Source organism: Escherichia sp. MOD1-EC5495, from assembly GCF_002965965.1.
GTDB classification, from domain to species: Bacteria; Pseudomonadota; Gammaproteobacteria; order Enterobacterales; family Enterobacteriaceae; genus Escherichia; species Escherichia ruysiae.
On the sequence record NZ_PTRI01000020.1, the window covers coordinates 40,127 to 61,283 of the forward strand.

Genomic DNA, 21,157 nt, shown 5'->3' on the forward strand with positions numbered 1-21,157 from the left:
TGAATGATTCTCCTGGATTAAATGCGGTTAGCGCAGCGCGATGGAAATGTCGTAGCGCGCACCCTTGCGTAAAACCGTAAGTTGAATGGAATCCATTGAAGGTAACTGCCGCATCAGAGCAATCATTGCTCGTGGATCAGTAAAATCCTGCTGATTTAACGCAATGGCGATATCGCCTTCCTTGAAACCGCTGGCATCGAACAGAGAACGATCTGCCCCCGGTTTCACTGCATAACCGACAATCCCCTCCTTACGCACGGGCGTAAGCTGGATATAGTTAAAAATTTTCTGCGGATCTTTCGCCAGTGCCTGACGCACGGCAGCCGGGATCTCAACTGGCGCACTGACAGCAGGTTCAGCAACAGCTGGCTTTTCTTCGTCACTGACAGCTTTTTTGTTGGTCACGGCAACGGTGGAACGCTCCTCTTCTGCCAGGCTCAGGCGCTCTATTTTTCCCTGATAGCGCAGCATCACATGGTCGCGGTTGATTTCCTCAATCACCGCGTTGTGAGAACCAAGCCGTTCCCCCTGCAGATAGACCTGCTGTTTGCCGCCTTCTTCAATAACCGCGCCGGGTCTGGCACCAAAGGCGATCCCGCGCAGCACCACATTAAGACGCGTTTCTGCCACCGGCGCTGGTTCGGGTTGTTTTACCGGCGCGGCGACGGGCTGATATTTGCCAAACCAGTTTTGCTGGCTGATTAATTGTACGTCTTTTTTATCGAACGTTTTTGCATCCGCACGTGCCGGTTTATTCGCCGATGGGGAAACCGCCGTATATTCCGCAGAAAAGGAGATATAGCGCCAGAGTGAATACGCCATTTTTGCAGAAATAATAAGCAGCACCAGCCAGAACATCGCGCGTACAATTTTTCGCAGATGCTCTTTGTCTGTATTAAGAGATTGTCTCTGGCTAAGAGTGTGACGAATTTTAGTCAGCCACTGAATGAGATAAATTCGTGCGTCACGAAAAACAACCCGCGCCAATTTATATACCCGACGTTATGCTTTGACTATTCCACAGGTGGTACGATCCAGTTTCCGCTGATACTGGTTACCTGTACGTGTATCATTAATCGTTATGCTGTAATTAATTCCCTCGGTAATCATTAATTTCACCGTCGGGTCTGCGCACATTTGTCGTTGATAGCTGTTTAAAAAGGCGTCAGGCGTCTGCGTGGTCTGGGCACCCGCTTCGCTGATAATGGTCATTTTTACCGTCGCACCGCTACTTTGCGCCAGCACTAAGGTATATCCCGCAGATTTAATTGGCAGGTTTTGACTGATATTTTGCGCCTGTTTTTTCGCCAGTAAACTGGCGTTTTCATTATGGCTGGCGCAGCCACTTAATAATCCTGTAACGCTCAACAATAGCGATATTAATACCCTCCCTGGCATCTTTTTTATCGACATGGTTAATAATCTCCAAGGTTATTAATAAGAGTAAAAATGTCACTTCGATAATGACGTTGTTATCATTAAAGCAATGCCTGTAGATAAAGTGTTGCTATACCGCCCAGACTTAAACACGGTCCAAAAGGCAGTGTGGTTGATCCTTTTTTTGTAATAACGGCATATATCAGGCCGCAGCATGAGGCGATTAAAGCAACATTGGGCAGCGACAACGCCCCCACCCAGCCACCTAAAGCGGCGAAGAGTAATACATCGCCCATGCCTAATGCTTCTTTACGCAGAACTATTCCGGCTATCCAGCGCAGCGAGTAAAAAGAGATAAACCCCACCAGTACGCCGGTGACTGCGTCTTGTAGCGTTAACGGACTCTGCTGCGCCCATGCTGCAATCAGCCCCGTCCACAATACGCCCTGAGTAAAGACATCGGGCAGCCATTGGTTATCGAGGTCGATGACACTCGCGGCAATCAGCCAGGCGGATAATATCATCACCGCCAGCCCCCATCCACTTTCCGGCCAGACCAGACTCGCCAGCAAAAAAGCGAGTGCCGTCAATAACTCCACCAGCGGATAACGCTTGCTGATTTTCGCCTGACAGTCACGGCAGCGCCCTTTGAGCATCAGCCAGGAGAGCAGCGGAATGTTGTCACGAACGCGGATGGTCTGCTGGCAATGCGGACAGTGCGAACGTGGCAGCGCCAGGCTTATTTTTGACTGCGCACTCGGCGTTTCCCCCTGAAACTCCGCCATTTGTTGGCGCAGCATGATGGGGTAACGCCAAATCACCACATTCAAAAAACTGCCGATGATTAATCCACCAACGGTTGCCAGGATGGGCATCACCGCTGGATATTGCTGAAAAACATCAAAATGCATGGTTAAAGGTTATGTGTTGTAACTTGCCGGATGCGGCGTAAAACGCCTTATCCGGCCTACAGGTATCTGCCAACGCAAGTAATTGCGGCTTTCTCTGTAGCTCCGATAAGTTGGCGCATCGGGCATATGTGTTAACCCGATGCGCCTTATTTCATGCCTACAGGCTTACTCGGCTGACATCTTATGCTCGGTAACCGTATTAATGGTTTCCGGCCCTTTTTCCGGTTTCGGCAGGCCAAGCGACGCCAGCGTCTTGTAAGCCGACTGGCTCACACCGCCTTCGAAGCTCATCTCACTTGCCCCCGGCAGCTGGTAAGCATTCGCGCCCGGATTCCATTTCTTAAAGAACTCCGAAAGATCCGTCTGAGCTACCCAGGAGGCACACAGCATCAGCGTGTCGGCAGCGTTACCGTTGGATTCGGCACAGTAATTTTTTTCGCCAAACTTAGTTTTACCAACATCATCGCCGCGTGCTTTACGGTGCATCAACTGGAACAGGTTCCAGCCTTTCATCCCTTCACGATTGCTGTAGAACGCTGGCAGTTGCCCCTCTGGATACCACTTCGTGATATCAAAGTTTTTCTCTGCCCACTCCTTCAGCTGTGCGTACATCAGCAGACGGTCACCCGCACCGCCGCGCGCCCATGCCTGACCATTGCTCTCGTTCAGATATTCCGGCGCAACGGTAATATCGTCAGCGACACGGTTCATCTTGCCGAGATAGCGATCCTGCATGTACAGCGCCAGCACGTTGTTCGCTACTTCAGTTGCGCCCGGTACAGTCAGCGGCGTTTCTGCAGCGTTGTGCCCTACTTCGTGCCAGATCAGCCAGTCGTTCAGCGGCGTCGTCGGCAGCGTGGTGCTGTTCGTCGAGAAGCTGCTGTTCATTACCGGATAACCAGAGTGCGCATCACCAATGGAGATCTGCACATCGTTAGTAAAACGATGTTTGTGACCCGTCAATGCTTTATAGGTAAACATCCGGTGCTTACCTTGCTCGCCATCACGACCGTAGAAGTCATTCATCGAGCTGGCAAAAGTATCCAGATCTTTAGCGAATTCTGCTACGCCACCAGTGAAATTGCTGGCCTCAAGGTTCTTCTTCGGCGTGGTGTAGACGAAAGAGTCTGACTCCAGCTCACCCAACGGCGCCGGTGAGTTCAGAGCGTTTTTCCATTTACCGTCTTTATAGAACGGCGCTTTTACCACACCGGTAAAGGTGAAGCTGGCAGATTTATTATTCTCCTTGCTGTCGCCCTTGATATAAATCAGACCACCGTAAGGAACCGTAAACTTCACCGTACCATTAGCCTCCAGAGTATACGTTTTAGTCACTCTCGGCGGACGGTTCAGCGCGACTTCATGCTTCTCACGTCCGGTCAGGTCGTCAGCCAGCGCCACGGTGACAGTCACAGGAACGTCCGCCGTAGACTCAATGGTGACCTCTTTCTGAGCCGGAGCCCACAGACCAGTAGACTGCATGTTACCCGCAAACCATTTGGTCGGATTCGAGAACAGGCTGATGGTTTCAGTAACCTTCTCACCTTCAGCCGATACTGCTCCCGGATACTTCTCGACATCAACTTTGATGTTCAGATCCCACCAGGAACGCCCCAGCATCAGACGCGTCAGCGGTTTTTCCATATAGTTGAGCGGATAGCTCGGGTTCATCATCCCGGCTTTGGCAGTATTATCTCCGTAGATCATATTGTTATCGACAAGCGATTTTTTCAGATCTGTAGAACACTGCGTGCCCTCGGTATAGGCATTGTTGGCATAGCAGTTCAAGAACTCAGTGAACGTTTTAAAGCCCAGCTCGTCATCCTTGTTGCTTTCGTAACGATATTTCGTATCGTTCCACAGCCAGACAGACATGTTCTGGTACAGACGTTCCAGATCGACGCTGCTCAGACGCTCACCTTTGCGACCATTGGTACGGAAGTAAAGCTCGTGCTGATACAGGCGCTGAATGTTGGTTCCCAAATCCGCTGCCTGTAGCATCGCTTTCGCGGTGTCGGCGCTGAGATTCAGTTGCGTATAGCGCGGAACAAACATGCCCCCGGTTACCGGAACACCCGTGCCAGGACGATGTTCCAGGCAGTTGACCTCGTAGTGGTAAGTCGAATCAGTACACTCTTTCAGCCCCGGGAACGCGGCGAAAATTTTCTCCTTCGCAGCCTTCAGAGAATCCTCCGTTTTATGATCGGCTTCATCAATAAAGGCATAACGCGTTTCCTGTTTGCCATCTACATCTTCCAGCCAGCTGGCAACTTCCAGCTTCGGTTTGTCATCAGGTTTGTTTTCTACCTGATATTTCCACTTAACTTCCCCTGTATCACTATCGATGGTGTACGGCAGCGCACCGTCTACGGCAGGATAACGTTCATAGACCCAAATACCCGTTGCGCGCTGCTGACGAACGCGGTTCGGATACCCTTGAGGATCGTTATTCACCACCGATTTGTTAAGCGCCATCGACAGACCTGCGGCATCAAGCAGACGTACAAAGCCAGATGCGCTCTCTTCCTTAAGGTTGCTCATCACGTTTTCCATGATCAGCACCGATCCGCCTTTGTTCAGATAGGCGATCAGATCGGTCACATCCTGCTGAGTCAGCTTCGGTTTGCTGGTGTCTGCACGCAGCGGGATTGCATAGGGATCGTTACCCACCTGAGTCACATACTCAAAGCCGTTGAGGATCAGCAGCGGCATTTTCTGCGGATCGAGATCGCCATAGCTACTTAAATGTTCAACGGAGATACCCGCAAAATCCGGATGGAAGCCAAACGCAGCACTGTTTCCTGTAACCTGACCATTACGTTTGAAATAAACCGTATCCAGGTTGGTGCCCACGGTCATGCTGGTTTTCGCGTCCGGCAGCCAGCGTTCATTTGACAGATAGCGCAACACGTTCTCCATGAAGTTCTTCATGTCATCCGGGTCGCTGTTGAGCGTACACTGCCCGTCTTTATTAACGCCCCCGTTCCAGCTGTAACCGTTCGGGCAACGCAAAATGCTGTTGTAGTGTGGGTTACCGATAACCATCAGTTTGCCCTCACCGACTTGCCCCAGCGAAATAAACGGCAGGTTGAAGGTGGCGGTATCGCGTGTCACGTTCTCTGGTCGCACAATGGAAGGCGCTTCTGTAATGTACGCCAGCTCGTTTTTATCCCAGGCACGTTTCTCGCCGAAGGCCAGCCAGTAGTTTTTATCATTACGCGCCATCAGAATCGGGAACGCCGCGTTGGAGATATTCACCACAGCCTGACCGCGCGCATTACCAGTACTGCCATAGAAGTTGGTAGAGTCATGGAAGACATGGAACTTGCTGACAGATTTGTAGCTCTGATCCACGCCCCACAGCTTGTTGATAACGCCCTGAATCTGACCTTCATTAATGCTGCGCGCGGTCAGCGAGAACCAGCGCGGAGAGTTACAACCGTCGGTTTTCGCACAGATTGCAGTATCGATCTCTTTGGCCTGACCCGTTTCAAACTGTTCGATAAATTCGTTAGGCAGCGTAACAACTTGATCACCTTCACCCAGCGTCGCACCGTTGGATAAAGAGAGATTGATAATCTCGTTGATCACGTTGGGATATTCAGCAAAGACCTTGCGCACATCGTCCGGAACGACACGGGTATTATTTTGTCCGGCTTTCGAATAGCGGTGGATCAGCTGATCGATATTTGCCCCGCGAACTTCATCGCCCAGTTCCGTCAGTGCAATAGTCGACTTGTTACCGCGCACTGAGCCAAGTTCAAAGGTGTCGATGCCAAAGGAGATGGTTTCCCCCCAGCTAAAGGAAAACTCGCCGTTTTCTCCGGTTACACCACGGCCAGAATTGGTGTAGTAGTTGACGCCAACCACGCCATTCCCCTGGCTATCTACCAGGCGACCTTCAGAAAGAATGATTTCCGTAGGTTGATACTGATAAAACTGTTCCGCGTTAGCCGACACGAAGGAAGCGTTCAGATCCGGCTTTGTTCCCGGCGTCGTGACGGGCACTACCGGTGAAGTATGAGTGGATGGCGCCTTATCGGTCGCGGCATTGTTTTCCACCTCTTCATTGACCAGCTTTTTGAACTCTTCCGGAGTCAGATCGATTTGCTTATACAGCGAGTCGAAGCGTTTACTCTCGATCACCGAGGAGAACGTCAGGCAAACCTGTTCTGTATCCGCCGGACAACTGTTCATGGAGGTTACCAGCGAGAGCGCATTGCTTTTCTTGTCGTCGGACTCCGCCAGTTCTTGCGAGTCCTCAAGGCTAAACGACACTTTTTCAACCGCACGCAGGCTACGCGCAGCTTCTGACTGAGTGTTGAAGGTGGCAATTGTCGTGTTACCCGCTACGCAAGTAACGTCCTCGCCAGGTGTAAAAGTAAAGCCGTCGCTGGATTCACCATTACATTTAGCACCGATTACCCGCTGGCTTCCGCCCAGGGTCAGATAACCCGTTTTCGTAGGAACAGGTTCTGGCTCCGGTTCTGGCGTTGGCTCTGGATCAGGTGTCGGGTCCGGAGTAGGTTCAGGCTCCGGCGTCGGCTCCGGGTTTGGTGTTGGATCAGGTTTCACTTCCGGCAAAGACCCTGTTCCAGAATCTACAGGCGGAGTATCGGAGGACGATCCTGAACCACCGCCATCACAACCGGCTAACAAGGTTGCGCTTAAAATAGTCGCTAAAAGCGATTTCTTATATTTAAATTTCTTATTCATTAATAACGCAAGTGACAAAATAAAGTTAAAAGATTCGTAACTGGGGAAATAGTTTTATGCTTTATCTTCTCTAATAATTTCCTCCATTCTTAAGAAAACTGCATTATTGATAACGAAACAGGTAAAATTTATAAGAATATCCCCTATACGATGTCAGTCGGGGTATTTATCAAAAGATTTAACAAACAAAAAAGTAACAATTATTCACAATGTGACTATCTCAAGTTGTTGATAGTTTTAACGATTGCGATTGCAAAAGCAACAGATAGCACGGTGTTTACTCATCAAGCGAACATAATTAATACAGACTTGTTTTGCGGGACAAAAAAAATAGATATTCTCACGCGCTTAATTATTTAGCGGGTTATCTGAACACAAAACATTATTGCCGCATAGATAATAAATCGGGAAATGATTTTTTTAATTAATAAGACAGAATAATGTAACCAGAAAAGAATGAAGCCGGATGATATTGACGATCATCCGGCTTTGTTGACTTACGAGACTAACATTCCGGTAAACACATACGCCTGCAACAGCGTGATAATGCCAATAACGCTGGCAAAGATCAGACTGTGTTTCACAGTGTAGCGGAACAGTTCAGATTCTCGGCCCACCATGCCTGTTGCGGCGCAGGCCACGGCGATAGATTGCGGAGAGATCATCTTGCCGGTCACGCCGCCGCTGGTATTTGCTGCCACCAGCAGGGTGTCAGAGACGTTGATTTGCTGCGCGGTGGTTGATTGCAGTGAACCAAACAGGGCATTCGAGGATGTGTCCGAGCCGGTAAGGAATACCCCCAGCCAGCCAAGGAACGGTGAGAAGAACGGGAACATCACGCCAGTGCCCGCCAGTACCAGCGCCAGCGTGGTAGACATGCCGGAATAGTTGGTCACGAAAGCAAATGCCAGCACCATGCCAATCGACAATATCGGCCACTTCAGGCTAATTAGCGTTTCGGCAAAGACGCCAATGCCTTTCTTGATCCCCACGCCGAGAATGAATATAGAGATAATCGCCGCAATAAAAATAGCGGTGCCGCCAGCGGACAGCGGGTCGAATTTAAACACCGCATCCATCGGTGTCGGCTGGGCGACAATGGGTGCCGCTTTCAGTACCTGCTGATGCAAATGAGGGATCTGGAAATTAATCACCAGCGAATAAAACGCACCGCCCGGCGCAAATAACGCTTTAAATGGCTTCATCGTCCAGATGGTGACCAGCACCGTTAAGATTAAAAAGGGTGACCAGGCGCGAATGATTTGCCCCAGACTATATTCTGAAGGCACGGGACCGCCAGAAGACGGTTTATTCACCACCATCGCACCTGCGGATTGCCCCATGCTGATTGCCGTTTCGGTATTTTTCGGTCGCCAGACTTTAAGGAATAAAGAAAGTGAGACGATACTCACCAGCGCCGAAGTAATATCCGGCAGTTCAGGACCAATGTAGTTAGAGGTAAAGAACTGGGTAACCGCAAAGCTACCACCCGCAACCAGCGCCGCTGGCCACGTCTCTTTCACCCCTTTCCAGCCGTCCATCATCGCCACCAGCCAGAACGGTACAAGAACTGACAAGAACGGCAACTGACGTCCCGCCATTGCACCGATGTCGAACGGATCGATTCCCGTTACCTGACCGGCGACCAGAATCGGCACGCCCAACGCTCCAAACGCCACCGGCGCAGTGTTGGCAATCAGGCACAGCCCCGCCGCATATAACGGTTTGAAGCCCAGCCCCACCAGCAACGCCCCCGTAATCGCCACCGGCGCGCCAAAGCCAGCCGCCCCTTCCAGCAGCGCGCCAAAGGAGAAACCAATCAGTAGCACCTGCAAACGTTGATCGTCGGTGATGGAGATAACCGAGCTGCGGATAATATCAAACTGCCCGCTGGCAACGGTTAATTTATAGAGGAATACCGCTGCGACAATAATCCACGCAATCGGCCATAAGCCATAAATAAAGCCATATCCCGCAGCAGCAAATGCCATATCAATCGGCATTTTAAAGGCGAATATCGCAATCAATATCGATAATATAAGGGTTATTGCTCCGGCGACATGTCCTTTCAGACGTAATACCGCGAGTGCAACGAAGAAGAATATTATCGGGATCAAGGCGACCAGAGCGGATAGCCCCAGTCCTCCCATCGGCATATACATTTGGGTCCAGGTAACCATATTGTTCAGTCTCTTATTATCTTTATATGCTTGATATACTTAAGGTTGTAATAAGCAAAAGAGGACTGAACTGTAAAATATAGGGGTTATACTTTACAGCAACAGCACGCCGCTAACGCAATTGCTACCTCTGGCATAACAAGTATATCGGGTAAGGGTTTCTGTTCCGCACACGCAGGCGCAGAGTATCGTTAAGATGTCCATATTGTTGTTTTAATCCCGCTAGTGATGCGCTACGGGTATTTAATATTGTTAAACCCTGATAATCGCTCCGGTTATTTCCGGGATAAATGTACTACCGCAGTAACTATAATAGCCCCGACAATAAAACTTGCCGGGGCTTTTGCTATTGCTATTAATGACTTTCTTTTTCGCGTAAACGCCAGGCGTGTAATAACGGTTCGGTATAACCGTTTGGCTGTTTCACGCCGAGGAAGATTAAATCGCTGGCAGCTTTAAACGCACACGAATTAGCGAAATTCCCCACCATCGGACGATACGCCGGATCGCCAGCGTTTTGCTGATCCACCACTTTCGCCATATTCTCCAGCGACGCCTGCACCTGTTCTTTAGTCAGAATACCGTGACGTAACCAGTTAGCGATATGCTGGCTGGAGATGCGCAGCGTTGCACGGTCTTCCATCAGCGCCACGTTGTGAATATCCGGCACTTTTGAACAACCAATCCCCTGCTCCACCCAGCGCACCACATACCCCAGAATACCCTGTACGTTGTTGTCCAGCTCTTGTTGGATCTCTTGCGCCGACCAGTTAGCGTTTTCAGCAACCGGGATGGTCAGCAGATCGTCCAGCAGCGGTTCAAATTCAGCATTGAACTCTGTGTTGGCAATGTTGGCTTGCACGCTCTGTACGTTGGTTTGATGGTAGTGTAGCGCATGGAGCGTAGCGGCGGTCGGCGACGGAACCCAGGCCGTGTTTGCCCCGGCACGTAACTGGTCGCCCTTCTGGCTGTACATGTCAGCCATCAGATCCGGCATTGCCCACATGCCTTTACCGATTTGCGCTTTACCGCGCAGCCCACAGAACAAACCAGACAGCACGTTATTGCGCTCGTAGGCTTTGATCCACGGCGTCGATTTCATCTGGTTTTTACGCAACATCGGCCCCGCTTCCATCACCGAATGCATCTCATCGCCGGTACGGTCGAGGAAGCCGGTGTTGATGAACGCCACGCGGTTGCGCGCCTGGGCGATACAGCTACGTAAGTTCAGCGAGGTTCGGCGTTCTTCATCCATAATGCCCATTTTCAGGGTATTCGGTGCCATGCCGAGCATCGTCTCAATGCGGGTAAACAGTTTGTTGGCGAACGCCACTTCCTGCGGACCGTGCATTTTCGGTTTCACAATATAGACGCTGCCGGTACGCGAGTTTTTCTGCACTTTTAAATCGTAGAGGGCAATCGCGCCAGTCATGACGCCATCAAGAATACCTTCCGGGATTTCATTGCCTTCGCTGTCCCAAATCACAGGAATGGTCATCAAATGACCCACGTTGCGGATAAACAGCAGCGAGCGCCCGTGCAGAGAAATTTCAGAGCCGTCGGCAGCAGTGTACTGACGATCGTCATTCAGTTTACGCACGATTTGCCGACCGTTTTTCTCCATCTTCTCTTGCAGAGTGCCCTGCATCAGCCCCAGCAGGTTGCGGTACAGCAGGATTTTATCTTCCGCATCAACCGCAGCGACCGAATCTTCGCAGTCGAGAATGGTACTGATGGCAGCTTCGACGATAACATCGTTGATGTGCGCCGGATCGTCTTTGCCAATCCGCCCGTTGGCATCGATTTGCAGCTCGATATGCAAACCGTTATTTTTCAGCAAAATGCAGCCCGGCGCAGCGGCATCACCACGATAACCGACAAACTGCGCCGGGGTACGTAACGTGGTTTCCGTGCCATTTTTCAACTGGATACGTAATTGTTTATCGACCACGCTAAACGCCACCGCATCCTGATAGCTGCCATTTTCCAGCGGCAGTGATTCGTCGAGAAAACGCCGAACCCAGGCGATAACCTGCTCGCCGCGCTGCGGATCGTAGCCGCTGACCATCGCCCCTTCCTGCGGGATGATGTCGCTGCCGTACAGCGCGTCGTACAGTGAACCCCAGCGGGCGTTCGCCGCGTTCAGCGCATAGCGGGCGTTCATTGCCGGAACCACCAGCTGTGGCCCCGCCTGACTGGTAATTTCACTGTCGATGCCCGTGGTTTCCACCGTCACGTGCTCCGGTTGCGGCACCAGGTAGCCCAGTTCACGCAGGAAAGATTTATAGGCCGCTTTGTCTTTTACCGGCCCCGGATTGCTGCGATGCCACTCGTCGAGCGCCGCCTGAATGCGATCGCGTTCTACCAGCAACTGACGATTTTCTGGCGCCAGATCGTGAACAATCTCATCAACATTGCGCCAGAACGCGGCAGCATCCAGTTCCACGCCCGGCAAAACTTCTTCATCCACAAAACGTTTAAAATTGGCGTCAATGCGTAAACGGCCCTGGGTCATGGTTTCACTCATTATTTATCTCCTCGTTTTCGCTTATTTCGCCAACACCGCTGCTGCCGCTTTCGCGACCTGCGCATCCTGTGCTCCGGTTAAACCAGAAACGCCCACGGCACCAATAATTTGCCCATCCACAACAACCGGTACGCCGCCTTCCAGCGACGTCAGTAACGGTGCCGTCACGAACGCGGTACGTCCGTTGTTCACCATCTCTTCATAGCCCTTAGTTTCACGACGCCCCAGCGCGGCGGTACGCGCTTTCTCCTGGGAGATGTAAGCCGCAATCGGCGCGCAATCATCCATGCGACTTAACGCCAGCAGATGACCGCCGTCATCGGCAACAGCAATAGAAACAGACCAGTTATTTTTCTGCGCCTCTTCCTGACCTGCGGCAATAATTGCACTCGCCATTTGCTGGCTAAGAATGACTTTAGTTTTCATTTTGTTATTCCTTTTCAAGGGCTTGTTCTACAATTTCAATCCAGTGGCGCACAGAGGTACGACCGGCGCTCGCCAGATGCGTCTGGCAACCAATGTTGGCGGTGACGATCATTTCCGGTTTGCCGCTTTCCAGCGCATTCATTTTGTTATCCCGTAGCTGGCGCGCCAGATCGGGATGCGTTAACGCATATGTTCCCGCCGACCCGCAGCACAGATGGCTGTCGGGAACGTCGGTTAAGGTAAATCCCAGGCGCAGTAATACTTTTTCCACTTCGCCGTTCAGCTTTTGCGCATGTTGCAGAGTACACGGGCAGTGGAAGGCCAGTTTTTTATCGCCGCGAATTGCCAGTTTTTCCAGCGGTTCCTTGCGCAACAGTTCGACTAAATCGACCGCCAGTTCACTGACCTGACGCGCTTTATCGGCATACAGCGCATCGTTTTTCAGCATCTGCCCATACTCTTTGACGAACGCGCCACAGCCGCTGGCAGTCTGCAAAATAGCCTCGGCACCTGCTTCAATTGCGGGCCACCAGGCATCAATATTATTGCGCGCCCGCGCCAGCCCTTTCTCCTGCGCATTAAGATGATAGTCCACCGCGCCACAACAGCCTGCTTCGTTAGCTGGCATGACGCTGATCCCCAAACGATCCAGCACTCGCGCAGTTGCCGCGTTGGTGTTGGGCGAAAGCGTAGGCTGGGCGCAGCCTTCCAGCATTAAAACCCGACGCTTATGGCGCAGCGGCGGACGCGGTTTAGCTTTCACCGTTTCGGCAGGCAGTTTTGCTCTGACCTGTTCCGGCAAAAACGGTCGCAGCACCAGCCCTACCTGCGTCAATGCGCGAAAGACCGCCGGACGCGGCACTACCTGGCGCAATCCTTCGCGCAGCATTCGCTCCGGCAGTGGACGTTTCACTTTCTGCTCGACAATATCACGCCCGATATCCAGCAGAGTGTGATAGCGCACACCAGAAGGACAGGTGGTTTCACAGTTGCGGCAAGTGAGACAGCGATCGAGATGCTCCTGCGTTTTAAGCGTAACTTCGTTGCCTTCCAGCACCTGTTTAATCAGATAGATGCGCCCGCGCGGCCCATCCAGTTCATCCCCCAGAAGCTGATAGGTTGGGCAGGTTGCGGTACAAAATCCGCAGTGAACACAGGCACGCAGGATGCTGTCGGCTTCCAGCGCCCGCGCGTTCTGACGCATCTCTTCGGTTAATCGGGTTTGCATAGCCTGCTCCTCAAAGTTCCGCGTACATGCGACCGGGGTTAAACACGCCGCAAGGGTCGAGCTGCTGTTTAAGCTGCTGGTGATAGCGGAATAAAGGGGCTGGCAACGGGGCAAAGCCGCCATCTCCGGCACTAAAGCGAGTCGCATGACCGCCAGCGTTGCGGGCGATGCGGTGGATTTGATTGTCATCGGCTGTCGATTTCAGCCAGCGTAACGCCCCGCCCCAGTCGATCAGTTGTTCGCCGGGTAAATCCATCATCGGCGCATCGGTGGGTAAGGAAATGCGCCATAAAGTGCCCGGTAATGAGAAGAACGGCAATTGTTGTTCACGCAATTGCTGCCAGAACTGACCCGTAACCTCTTCGCCCCCCAGCAGTTCACGCGCTGCTTTTACCGATCCTTCGCCGCCCTCAAGGCGGATCCACAACGCATTGTCGAAGTAACATAAGCCACTAATGGGTAGCGGCTGGAGTTGCCACTGGGCGATTTCGTTCATGGCTTCTTGCAGGCTGATTTCCCGACGCAGGCTCAGGGTGGCGCGCGGTCGCGGCAACACTTTCATTGAGATTTCAGTGAGTACGCCAAGACAACCGTAGCTTCCGGCCATTAACCGCGAGAGATCGTATCCGGCGACGTTTTTCATCACTTCGCCGCCAAAGCGCAGATGTTTTCCAGTGCCGGTAATGATGCGCGTACCGAGGACAAAATCGCGTACCGATCCGCTCCACGGGCGACTCGGCCCCGCCAGCCCGCAGGCGACCATCCCGCCCCAGGTGGCTTCTTCACCATAATGCGGCGGCTCGCAGGGGAGCATTTGCCCGGCGCTCTCCAGCGCCGCTTCAATCGCCACCAGCGGCGTTCCAGCGCGAGCGGTAATCACCAGTTCGGTCGGGTCGTAATTAACAATGCCGCGATGACAACGCACATCCAGCGTTTGCCCGGTGACAGGGCGACCTAAAAAGGCTTTGCTATTGCTTCCCTGAATTACCAGCGGCGTTTTATCGCTAATCGCCTGACTCACCTGCTCCAGTAGCACCTGGCTGTAATCACACTCGCGTAGCATCAGAAACGCTCCAGTTCAGGGAAAGGTAAATGACCGTGATGCACGTGCATGGCACCAAATTCAGCGCAGCGGTGCAGTGTGGGAATGTTTTTCCCTGGGTTCAGCAAACCATCAGGGTCAAACGCCGCCTTGACCGCATGGAAGGTCGTGATTTCATCGCTGTTGAACTGGGCGCACATTTGATTGATTTTTTCGCGCCCGATGCCATGTTCCCCACTGATGCTGCCGCCCACTTCGACGCAGAGTTCGAGGATCTTCCCACCCAACTCTTCCGCACGGGCAAATTCACCGGGTTCGTTGGCATCGAAAAGGATTAACGGGTGCATGTTGCCGTCTCCCGCGTGAAAGACGTTGGCAACGCGTAAATCATATTGCTGTGATAAACGGGCAATGCCTTCCAGTACGCCAGGCAGCGCACGGCGCGGAATGGTGCCGTCCATACAGTAGTAATCCGGCGAGATACGCCCCACCGCCGGGAAGGCGTTTTTGCGACCGGCCCAGAAACGCACGCGCTCCGCTTCGTCCTGTGCCAGACGGACGTCAGTCGCGCCCGCTTTCAGTAAGATGTCGTTAACACGCTCGCAGTCTTCCTGAACGTCAGACTCCACGCCGTCCAGCTCGCACAACAAAATCGCTTCGGCATCGACGGGATAACCAGCATGAATAAAATCTTCCGCCGCGCGGATCGACAGGTTATCCATCATCTCCAGCCCGCCGGGGATAATGCCATTGGCGATGATGTCACCAACCGCAAGTCCGGCTTTTTCTACCGAGTCAAAGCTGGCTAACAGAACCCGCGCCACGGGCGGCTTCGGCAGCAGTTTTACCGTCACTTCGGTGGTCACGCCGAGCATACCTTCCGATCCGGTGAACAGCGCCAGCAGGTCAAAACCAGGCGAATCCAGCGCGTCCGATCCCAACGTCAGCGCCTCGCCGTCCAGCGTTTGCACTTCGATTTTCAGCAGGTTATGTACGGTCAGACCATATTTCAGGCAGTGGACGCCTCCGGCGTTTTCCGCCACGTTGCCGCCAATAGAACAGGCGATTTGCGAGGAGGGATCCGGTGCGTAATAGAGATTATGCGGCGCAACGGCCTGGGAGATCGCCAGGTTACGCACGCCCGGCTGCACGCGCGCGCGGCGACCGACGGGGTTAATATCGAGGATCTCTTTAAAGCGCGCCATCACCAACAACACACCTTTTTCCAGCGGCAACGCGCCGCCAGAAAGCCCGGTGCCTGCGCCACGGGTAACTACCGGTACACGCAGACGGTGGCAGACAGCCAGAATCGCTGCCACCTGTTCCATCTGCTTAGGCAGAACAACCAGTAATGGACGCGTGCGATACGCGCTCAACCCGTCACACTCGTAAGGAATGATCTCCTCATCGGTATGCAGGATCTCGAGTCCAGGGACATGCTCACGCAGTGCCATCAGTACCGATGTGCGGTCGACATCGGGTAAAGCGCCATCAAGACGCTCTTCGTACAAGATGCTCATGAGTAGGCTTCGCTTTGTTGTGTTGTGTGGCAGCTGATTTTTGCGCGCTGCTTCTGTGAACAGTTATTAAGCGGGCTTTTTGTTTTCGTCTATCTCTTTAGCTACCGGTCAGACCATTTTTTTTCCAGCTCTGTGACCTTGCCTTGGTTAACTTAATGTTAAATTGATGTAACATAATCACTTGCGTGATGTACGTGTTTTGCAAATTAAGAACAGAAAAATTGGTCCTACCTGTGCACGAGGTCCGGGAATGAAAGATGAGCGTCGCCCTATTTGCGAAGTGGTTGCAGAGAGTATCGAACGGTTGATTATCGACGGCGTGTTGAAAGTTGGGCAGCCGCTTCCTTCAGAGCGCCGACTGTGTGAAAAGCTCGGCTTCTCACGCTCCGCACTGCGTGAAGGACTGACCGTGCTGCGCGGGCGCGGGATTATTGAAACGGCGCAGGGGCGTGATTCCCGTGTGGCTCGTCTTGATCGGGTGCAGGACACCAGCCCGCTGATCCATCTGTTCAGTACGCAGCCGCGAACGCTGTACGATCTGCTCGACGTTCGCGCACTGCTGGAAGGTGAATCGGCAAGGCTGGCGGCAACGCTGGGAACCCAGGCTGATTTTGTCTTGATTACCCGCTGTTATGAAAAAATGCTCGCCGCCAGTGAGAACAACAAAGAGATTTCGCTGATCGAACATGCGCAGTTGGATCACGCTTTTCATCGGGCAATTTGTCAGGCTTCCCACAATCAGGTGCTGGTGTTTACTCTGCAATCATTGACCGACCTGATGTTTAATTCGGTGTTTACCAGCGTGAATAATCTCTACCATCGACCACGGCAGAAGAAACAGATCGATCGCCAACATGCGCGGATCTATAACGCGGTTTTGCAGCGGCTGCCGCATGTCGCCCAGCGCGCCGCCCGCGATCACGTGATGACCGTAAAAAAGAATCTCCACGATATCGAGCTGGAAGGCCACCACTTGATTCGCTCGGCGGTGCCGCTGGAGATAAACAAGGTGGGAATGTGAGCCGAGTTTTCGCCCTCACCCTCTTCCCCTGGGGCGAGGGAACCGCCCCTGCGCTTAATGGGATCTGGTATTAAATGTGCTTTTCATACAACCGGTAACGTTTATACGGCTCCGCCCCAATGCGTTCCAGCATGTTATTCATGCCTGTATTGGTTTCGAGGATCCATGACATCTCCAGCGCATCAATCTTCCTGCGAGCAAAGGGATCGCGTAATGCTTCAATCAGCAGCAGCGCGATCACCGGGCCAATGCGGCTAAACTGATACTCGTCACGTACCCCCATCAGCGGCACTCGCGCAGTTCGCACACCGCTGACTTTTAAGCGCCACAGCAATTTTGCCCAGCCGAAGGGAAAGAGCGATCCATTCAGATCGGCAACCGCTTCGTTGATGTTCGGTAAGCCGACAATAAACGCACAGGGTGCAGAATCAATCTCGGCGATGTAGATCATATCGTCCGGCACCAGGTACTTAAGCTGATCGCCCATGGTCGCGAACTCATGTTCGGTAAACGGCACAAATCCCCAGTTGTGCTGCCAGCCAGAGTTGAAAATCTCACGCAGAACCTGCATTTCTTCGGCAAACCGCTGGCGATTGATGCAGCGAATGGTCACCTTTTTGCGTACCTGATCCATCAGTTTTTTTAGCGCCGGAGAGAAAGTAAGATCGGTTCGCTGCATCCACCACGCCAGTAGATCAATGCCTTTGCGATAACCCAATTGTTCAATATGCGCGGCATACCACGGTTTACCGTGCGGCATCATCGCGCATGGCGGTGTATCGAAACCTTCAATCAGTAATCCGCTTTCCTGATTGATATTCAGGCTGAAAGGTCCGCTGATGTTGCGCGCGCCTTGTGACTTCAACCACGCTTCCGCTGCGCCAAATAAAGCGGCAAAAACCTGCGGATCATCAATGGCGTCAATCATACCGAAATGACCAGTATCTTCACCGTATCGCTCGCGGTGCAAAGTATCGATTTGCGCGGTAATGCGCCCGACTATCTGCCCCGCTTTTTTTGCCACCCACGCCTGCCAGATAATATGCTCCGTCCCCGGATTCTTCCTGGACAAATGCTCGCTGCGTTCAATGAACAAAGGGGGGATCCAGTTTGGATCATCGGGATAGAGTGATGACGGAAAAGCGATAAATGCCTTAAGGTCATTTTTATTAATTACTTTTTCAATTTTAATCATCAGCAGACCGCATTCCCTGGCTCAGTGGCTAACAAATAATTAACGGAGGGAATACGGGCATAAACCGAGACATTCGGCACCTTAATAATCCATCCGATGAATATAAAATACTGCTTTTAATTATTGCGATAAAACCATCACCTACATTATCTGAAAAAATATTAATCGTTAGTGCTTAATGCGACCAGACAGGCCACTTACTTAATACATTCACAAATCAAATATTATTCACAATAAAAACAAAAAAGTTAAAATCATTATTTAAATCAATGTTCAATATCGCACCCGTGAAAATACTATCTCATTTATCTTTTATGCATATATAATCCACCGCATTATTGTCATTTTATTTTTGATATCCAATTTTCTCGTGGTGTATATGTCTAATAAAATTTTTACGCATTCCCTGCCTATGCGCTATGCCGATTTTCCAACGCTGGTTGATGCTTTGGATTATGCCGCTCTGGGCCGCGCCGGAATGAACTTTTATGACAGACGTTGCCAGCTTGAAGATGAACTGGAATATCACAATTTAAAAGCACATGCCGAAGCAGGCGCAAAGCGGTTGTTATCGCTAAATTTGAAAAAAGGCGATCGCGTGGCGCTGATTGCCGAAACCAGTAGCGGGTTTGTTGAAGCATTTTTTGCCTGCCAGTATGCCGGGTTAGTCGCCGTCCCGTTGGCGATTCCGATGGGGGTCGGTCAACGAGATTCCTGGAGCGCCAAATTGCAGGGCTTACTGGCAAGCTGTCAGCCAGCCGCGATTATCACCGGCGATGAGTGGTTACCGCTGGTCAATGCCGCGACGCATGACAACCCCGAGTTGCATGTGTTAAGCCATGCCTGGTTTAAATCCTTGCCGGAAGCCGACGTTACGCTCCAGCACCCCGTTCCAGACGATATCGCCTACCTCCAGTACACCTCCGGCAGCACTCGTTTTCCCCGTGGCGTCATCATTACTCATCGCGAAGTAATGGCCAATCTACGTGCCATCAGTCATGACGGCATTAAATTACGTCCGGGCGATCGCTGCGTCTCCTGGCTGCCTTTCTATCATGATATGGGGCTGGTCGGTTTTCTCCTGACACCTGTCGCCACGCAGCTTTCAGTGGATTACTTGCGCACTCAGGATTTCGCCATGCGCCCGCTGCAATGGCTTAAATTGATCAGTAAAAATCACGGCACCGTTTCCGTTGCGCCACCGTTTGGCTATGAACTGTGCCAGCGCCGGGTGAATGAAAAAGATCTCGCTGAACTGGATCTCTCCTGCTGGCGCGTCGCCGGTATTGGCGCTGAGCCAATCTCCGCAGAGCAACTCCATCAATTTGCTGAATGTTTCCGTCAGGCTAACTTTGACGATAAAACTTTCATGCCATGCTACGGGCTGGCAGAGAACGCGCTTGCCGTCAGTTTTTCTGACGAAGCCTCCGGCGTTGTAGTTAACGAAGTGGATCGCGACATCCTCGAATATCAGGGTAAAGCCATCGCGCCGAACGCAGAAACGCGCGCTGTATCGACTTTCGTCAACTGCGGTAAAGCATTGCCGGAACATGGTATTGAAATCCGTAATGAAGCAGGTATTCCAGTCACGGAACGTGTGGTAGGTCATATTTGCATCTCCGGCCCCAGCCTGATGAGTGGTTACTTTGGCGACCAGGCTTCGCAAGACGAGATTGCTGCGACGGGTTGGTTAGATACTGGCGATCTCGGCTATCTGCTGGACGGTTATCTGTATGTCACCGGACGCATTAAAGATCTGATTATTATTCGTGGCCGCAATATCTGGCCGCAGGATATTGAGTACCTGGCGGAGCAGGAGCCGGAAATTCACTCCGGCGATGCCATTGCGTTTGTTACCGCCCAGGAAAAAATCATTTTGCAGATCCAGTGTCGGATCAGCGACGAAGCACGTCGCGCGCAGCTTATCCACTCGCTGGCGGCGCGGATACAAAGTGAGTTTGGCGTGACAGCGGCTATCGATCTGTTACCGCCCCACAGTATTCCCCGCACCTCTTCCGGCAAGCCCGCCCGTGCGGAAGCGAAAAAACGTTATCAGAAGGCCGTCGCCGCTAATCCCGCTGTGCAGGAATCTCTCGTATGAGCCAAATAGTCGCGGTGACGGGTGCTACCGGGTTTATTGGTAAATATATTATCGATAACCTGCTCATTCGCGGCTTTCATGTTCGCGCGTTGACGCGTACTGCCCGCGCTCACGTCAGCGATAATCTCATCTGGGTGCGCGGTTCGCTGGAAGATACGCATTCGCTTAGCGAGCTGGTTGCCGGTGCCAGTGCGGTGGTTCATTGTGCCGGGCAAGTGCGCGGGCACAAAGAAGATGTCTTTACCCGCTGTAACGTTGACGGCAGTCTGCGCCTGATGCAGGCGGCAAAAGAGAGCGGCTTTTGCCAACGTTTTCTGTTTATCTCTTCGCTGGCGGCGCGCCATCCTGAACTCTCCTGGTATGCAAACTCCAAACACGTCGCCGAACAACGGCTGGTTGCGATGGCTGACGAAATTACGCTGGGCGTTTTTCGCCCGACGGCAGTGTATGGCCCCGGCGATAAAGAGCTAAAACCACTGTTTGACTGGATGCTGCGCGGTTTGCTGCCACGGCTTGGCGTACCAGAAACACGACTCTCTTTTCTGCACGTTACCGATTTCGCGCAAGCTGTGAGTCAGTGGTTAAGCGCCGAAACTGTACCAACGCAAACATATGAATTATGCGATGGCGTCTCCGGAGGATATGACTGGCAGCGCGTACAACAGCTTGCTGCTGCCGCCCGTCGTGGTTCCGTACGGATGGTCGGCATTCCTCTACCGTTGCTCACATGCCTTGCGGATATCAGCACAACATTAAGTCGTCTGTCTGGTAAAGAGCCAATGCTGACGCGCTCAAAAATTCGTGAATTAACCCATGCCGACTGGTCGGCAAGTAATAACCGTATTTCTGAAGATATTAACTGGTTTCCCGGGATTAGCCTGGAACACGCATTACGCAACGGGCTATTTTGATT

The 21,157-nt window shown here is 52.2% G+C and carries 14 protein-coding genes; 3 read left to right on the forward strand and 11 right to left on the reverse strand.

Features of this window, described 5'->3' with window-relative positions:
• Nucleotides 1-27 precede the first annotated feature (27 nt).
• The 10 genes from gspC to glcD all read right to left on the reverse strand — a co-directional run bounded on the left by gspC (nucleotide 28) and on the right by glcD (nucleotide 15,927).
• Nucleotides 28-987 carry a type II secretion system protein GspC gene (gene gspC, locus BEG40_RS16290; protein ID WP_105285762.1) on the reverse strand — a complete coding sequence of 320 codons (960 nt, stop codon included), beginning with the start codon at nucleotides 985-987 and terminating at the stop codon, nucleotides 28-30.
• A 15-nt stretch (nucleotides 988-1,002) separates the two neighbouring features.
• The gene (gene gspS2 / locus BEG40_RS16295) at nucleotides 1,003-1,413 is read right to left on the reverse strand and encodes a type II secretion system pilot lipoprotein GspS-beta (protein ID WP_021551401.1); all 411 of its coding nucleotides are present in this window, start codon (nucleotides 1,411-1,413) and stop codon (nucleotides 1,003-1,005) included.
• 65 nt (nucleotides 1,414-1,478) lie between these two features.
• Nucleotides 1,479-2,288, reverse strand: a complete 810-nt coding sequence (gene pppA, locus BEG40_RS16300) for a prepilin peptidase PppA (RefSeq protein WP_016159805.1) — start codon at nucleotides 2,286-2,288, stop codon at nucleotides 1,479-1,481.
• A gap of 165 nt (nucleotides 2,289-2,453) precedes the next feature.
• Nucleotides 2,454-7,004, reverse strand: coding sequence for a lipoprotein metalloprotease SslE (sslE, locus tag BEG40_RS16310; RefSeq protein WP_105285763.1), 4,551 nt, complete (start codon nucleotides 7,002-7,004; stop codon nucleotides 2,454-2,456).
• Between the two features lie 497 nt (nucleotides 7,005-7,501).
• Nucleotides 7,502-9,184 (reverse strand): glycolate permease GlcA, encoded by a 1,683-nt coding sequence (glcA, locus tag BEG40_RS16320; protein ID WP_000259282.1) that lies wholly within the window; start codon nucleotides 9,182-9,184, stop codon nucleotides 7,502-7,504.
• 355 nt (nucleotides 9,185-9,539) lie between these two features.
• Complete coding sequence (gene glcB / locus BEG40_RS16325; RefSeq protein WP_105285765.1) at nucleotides 9,540-11,711, reverse strand: malate synthase G; 2,172 nt, start codon at nucleotides 11,709-11,711, stop codon at nucleotides 9,540-9,542.
• A 21-nt stretch (nucleotides 11,712-11,732) separates the two neighbouring features.
• Entirely contained in the window at nucleotides 11,733-12,137 is a 405-nt protein-coding gene (locus BEG40_RS16330; RefSeq protein ID WP_000853256.1) for a GlcG family protein, read from the reverse strand.
• A gap of 4 nt (nucleotides 12,138-12,141) precedes the next feature.
• Nucleotides 12,142-13,365, reverse strand: a complete 1,224-nt coding sequence (glcF, locus tag BEG40_RS16335; protein ID WP_105285766.1) for a glycolate oxidase subunit GlcF — start codon at nucleotides 13,363-13,365, stop codon at nucleotides 12,142-12,144.
• A gap of 10 nt (nucleotides 13,366-13,375) precedes the next feature.
• Nucleotides 13,376-14,428: a glycolate oxidase subunit GlcE gene (glcE, locus tag BEG40_RS16340; RefSeq protein ID WP_105285767.1), complete on the reverse strand. Its 1,053-nt coding sequence runs from the start codon at nucleotides 14,426-14,428 to the stop codon at nucleotides 13,376-13,378.
• Nucleotides 14,428-15,927, reverse strand: a complete 1,500-nt coding sequence (gene glcD, locus BEG40_RS16345) for a glycolate oxidase subunit GlcD (protein ID WP_000026094.1) — start codon at nucleotides 15,925-15,927, stop codon at nucleotides 14,428-14,430. Before glcD ends, glcE begins: the two co-directional genes overlap by 1 nt.
• 250 nt (nucleotides 15,928-16,177) lie before the next feature.
• Here glcD and glcC point away from each other — a divergent pair, with 250 nt between their 5' ends.
• Nucleotides 16,178-16,948 carry a transcriptional regulator GlcC gene (glcC, locus tag BEG40_RS16350; protein ID WP_105285768.1) on the forward strand — a complete coding sequence of 257 codons (771 nt, stop codon included), beginning with the start codon at nucleotides 16,178-16,180 and terminating at the stop codon, nucleotides 16,946-16,948.
• A 70-nt stretch (nucleotides 16,949-17,018) separates the two neighbouring features.
• Here the strand turns inward: glcC and yghO are convergent, their stop codons facing one another.
• A complete protein-coding gene (yghO, locus tag BEG40_RS16355; RefSeq protein ID WP_105285769.1) occupies nucleotides 17,019-18,143 on the reverse strand; it encodes a protein YghO in 1,125 nt (374 codons plus the stop codon).
• 379 nt (nucleotides 18,144-18,522) lie between these two features.
• Between yghO and BEG40_RS16360 the strand changes: the two genes are divergently transcribed.
• Both BEG40_RS16360 and BEG40_RS16365 read left to right on the forward strand, forming a co-directional pair.
• Complete coding sequence (locus tag BEG40_RS16360; RefSeq protein WP_206748362.1) at nucleotides 18,523-20,244, forward strand: fatty acyl-AMP ligase; 1,722 nt, start codon at nucleotides 18,523-18,525, stop codon at nucleotides 20,242-20,244.
• Complete coding sequence (locus tag BEG40_RS16365) at nucleotides 20,241-21,155, forward strand: NAD-dependent epimerase/dehydratase family protein (RefSeq protein WP_105285771.1); 915 nt, start codon at nucleotides 20,241-20,243, stop codon at nucleotides 21,153-21,155. Before BEG40_RS16360 ends, BEG40_RS16365 begins: the two co-directional genes overlap by 4 nt.
• Nucleotides 21,156-21,157 lie beyond the last annotated feature (2 nt).

Coding starts and splice junctions, on each gene's coding strand:
- gspS2 (WP_021551401.1), bottom strand. CDS start 1,413: ATGTCGATAAAAAAGATGCCAGGGAGGGTATTAATATCGCTATTGTTG.
- pppA (WP_016159805.1), bottom strand. CDS start 2,288: ATGCATTTTGATGTTTTTCAGCAATATCCAGCGGTGATGCCCATCCTG.
- sslE (WP_105285763.1), bottom strand. CDS start 7,004: ATGAATAAGAAATTTAAATATAAGAAATCGCTTTTAGCGACTATTTTA.
- glcA (WP_000259282.1), bottom strand. CDS start 9,184: ATGGTTACCTGGACCCAAATGTATATGCCGATGGGAGGACTGGGGCTA.
- glcB (WP_105285765.1), bottom strand. CDS start 11,711: ATGAGTGAAACCATGACCCAGGGCCGTTTACGCATTGACGCCAATTTT.
- BEG40_RS16330 (WP_000853256.1), bottom strand. CDS start 12,137: ATGAAAACTAAAGTCATTCTTAGCCAGCAAATGGCGAGTGCAATTATT.
- glcF (WP_105285766.1), bottom strand. CDS start 13,365: ATGCAAACCCGATTAACCGAAGAGATGCGTCAGAACGCGCGGGCGCTG.
- glcE (WP_105285767.1), bottom strand. CDS start 14,428: ATGCTACGCGAGTGTGATTACAGCCAGGTGCTACTGGAGCAGGTGAGT.
- glcD (WP_000026094.1), bottom strand. CDS start 15,927: ATGAGCATCTTGTACGAAGAGCGTCTTGATGGCGCTTTACCCGATGTC.
- glcC (WP_105285768.1), top strand. CDS start 16,178: ATGAAAGATGAGCGTCGCCCTATTTGCGAAGTGGTTGCAGAGAGTATC.
- yghO (WP_105285769.1), bottom strand. CDS start 18,143: ATGATTAAAATTGAAAAAGTAATTAATAAAAATGACCTTAAGGCATTT.
- BEG40_RS16360 (WP_206748362.1), top strand. CDS start 18,523: ATGTCTAATAAAATTTTTACGCATTCCCTGCCTATGCGCTATGCCGAT.
- BEG40_RS16365 (WP_105285771.1), top strand. CDS start 20,241: ATGAGCCAAATAGTCGCGGTGACGGGTGCTACCGGGTTTATTGGTAAA.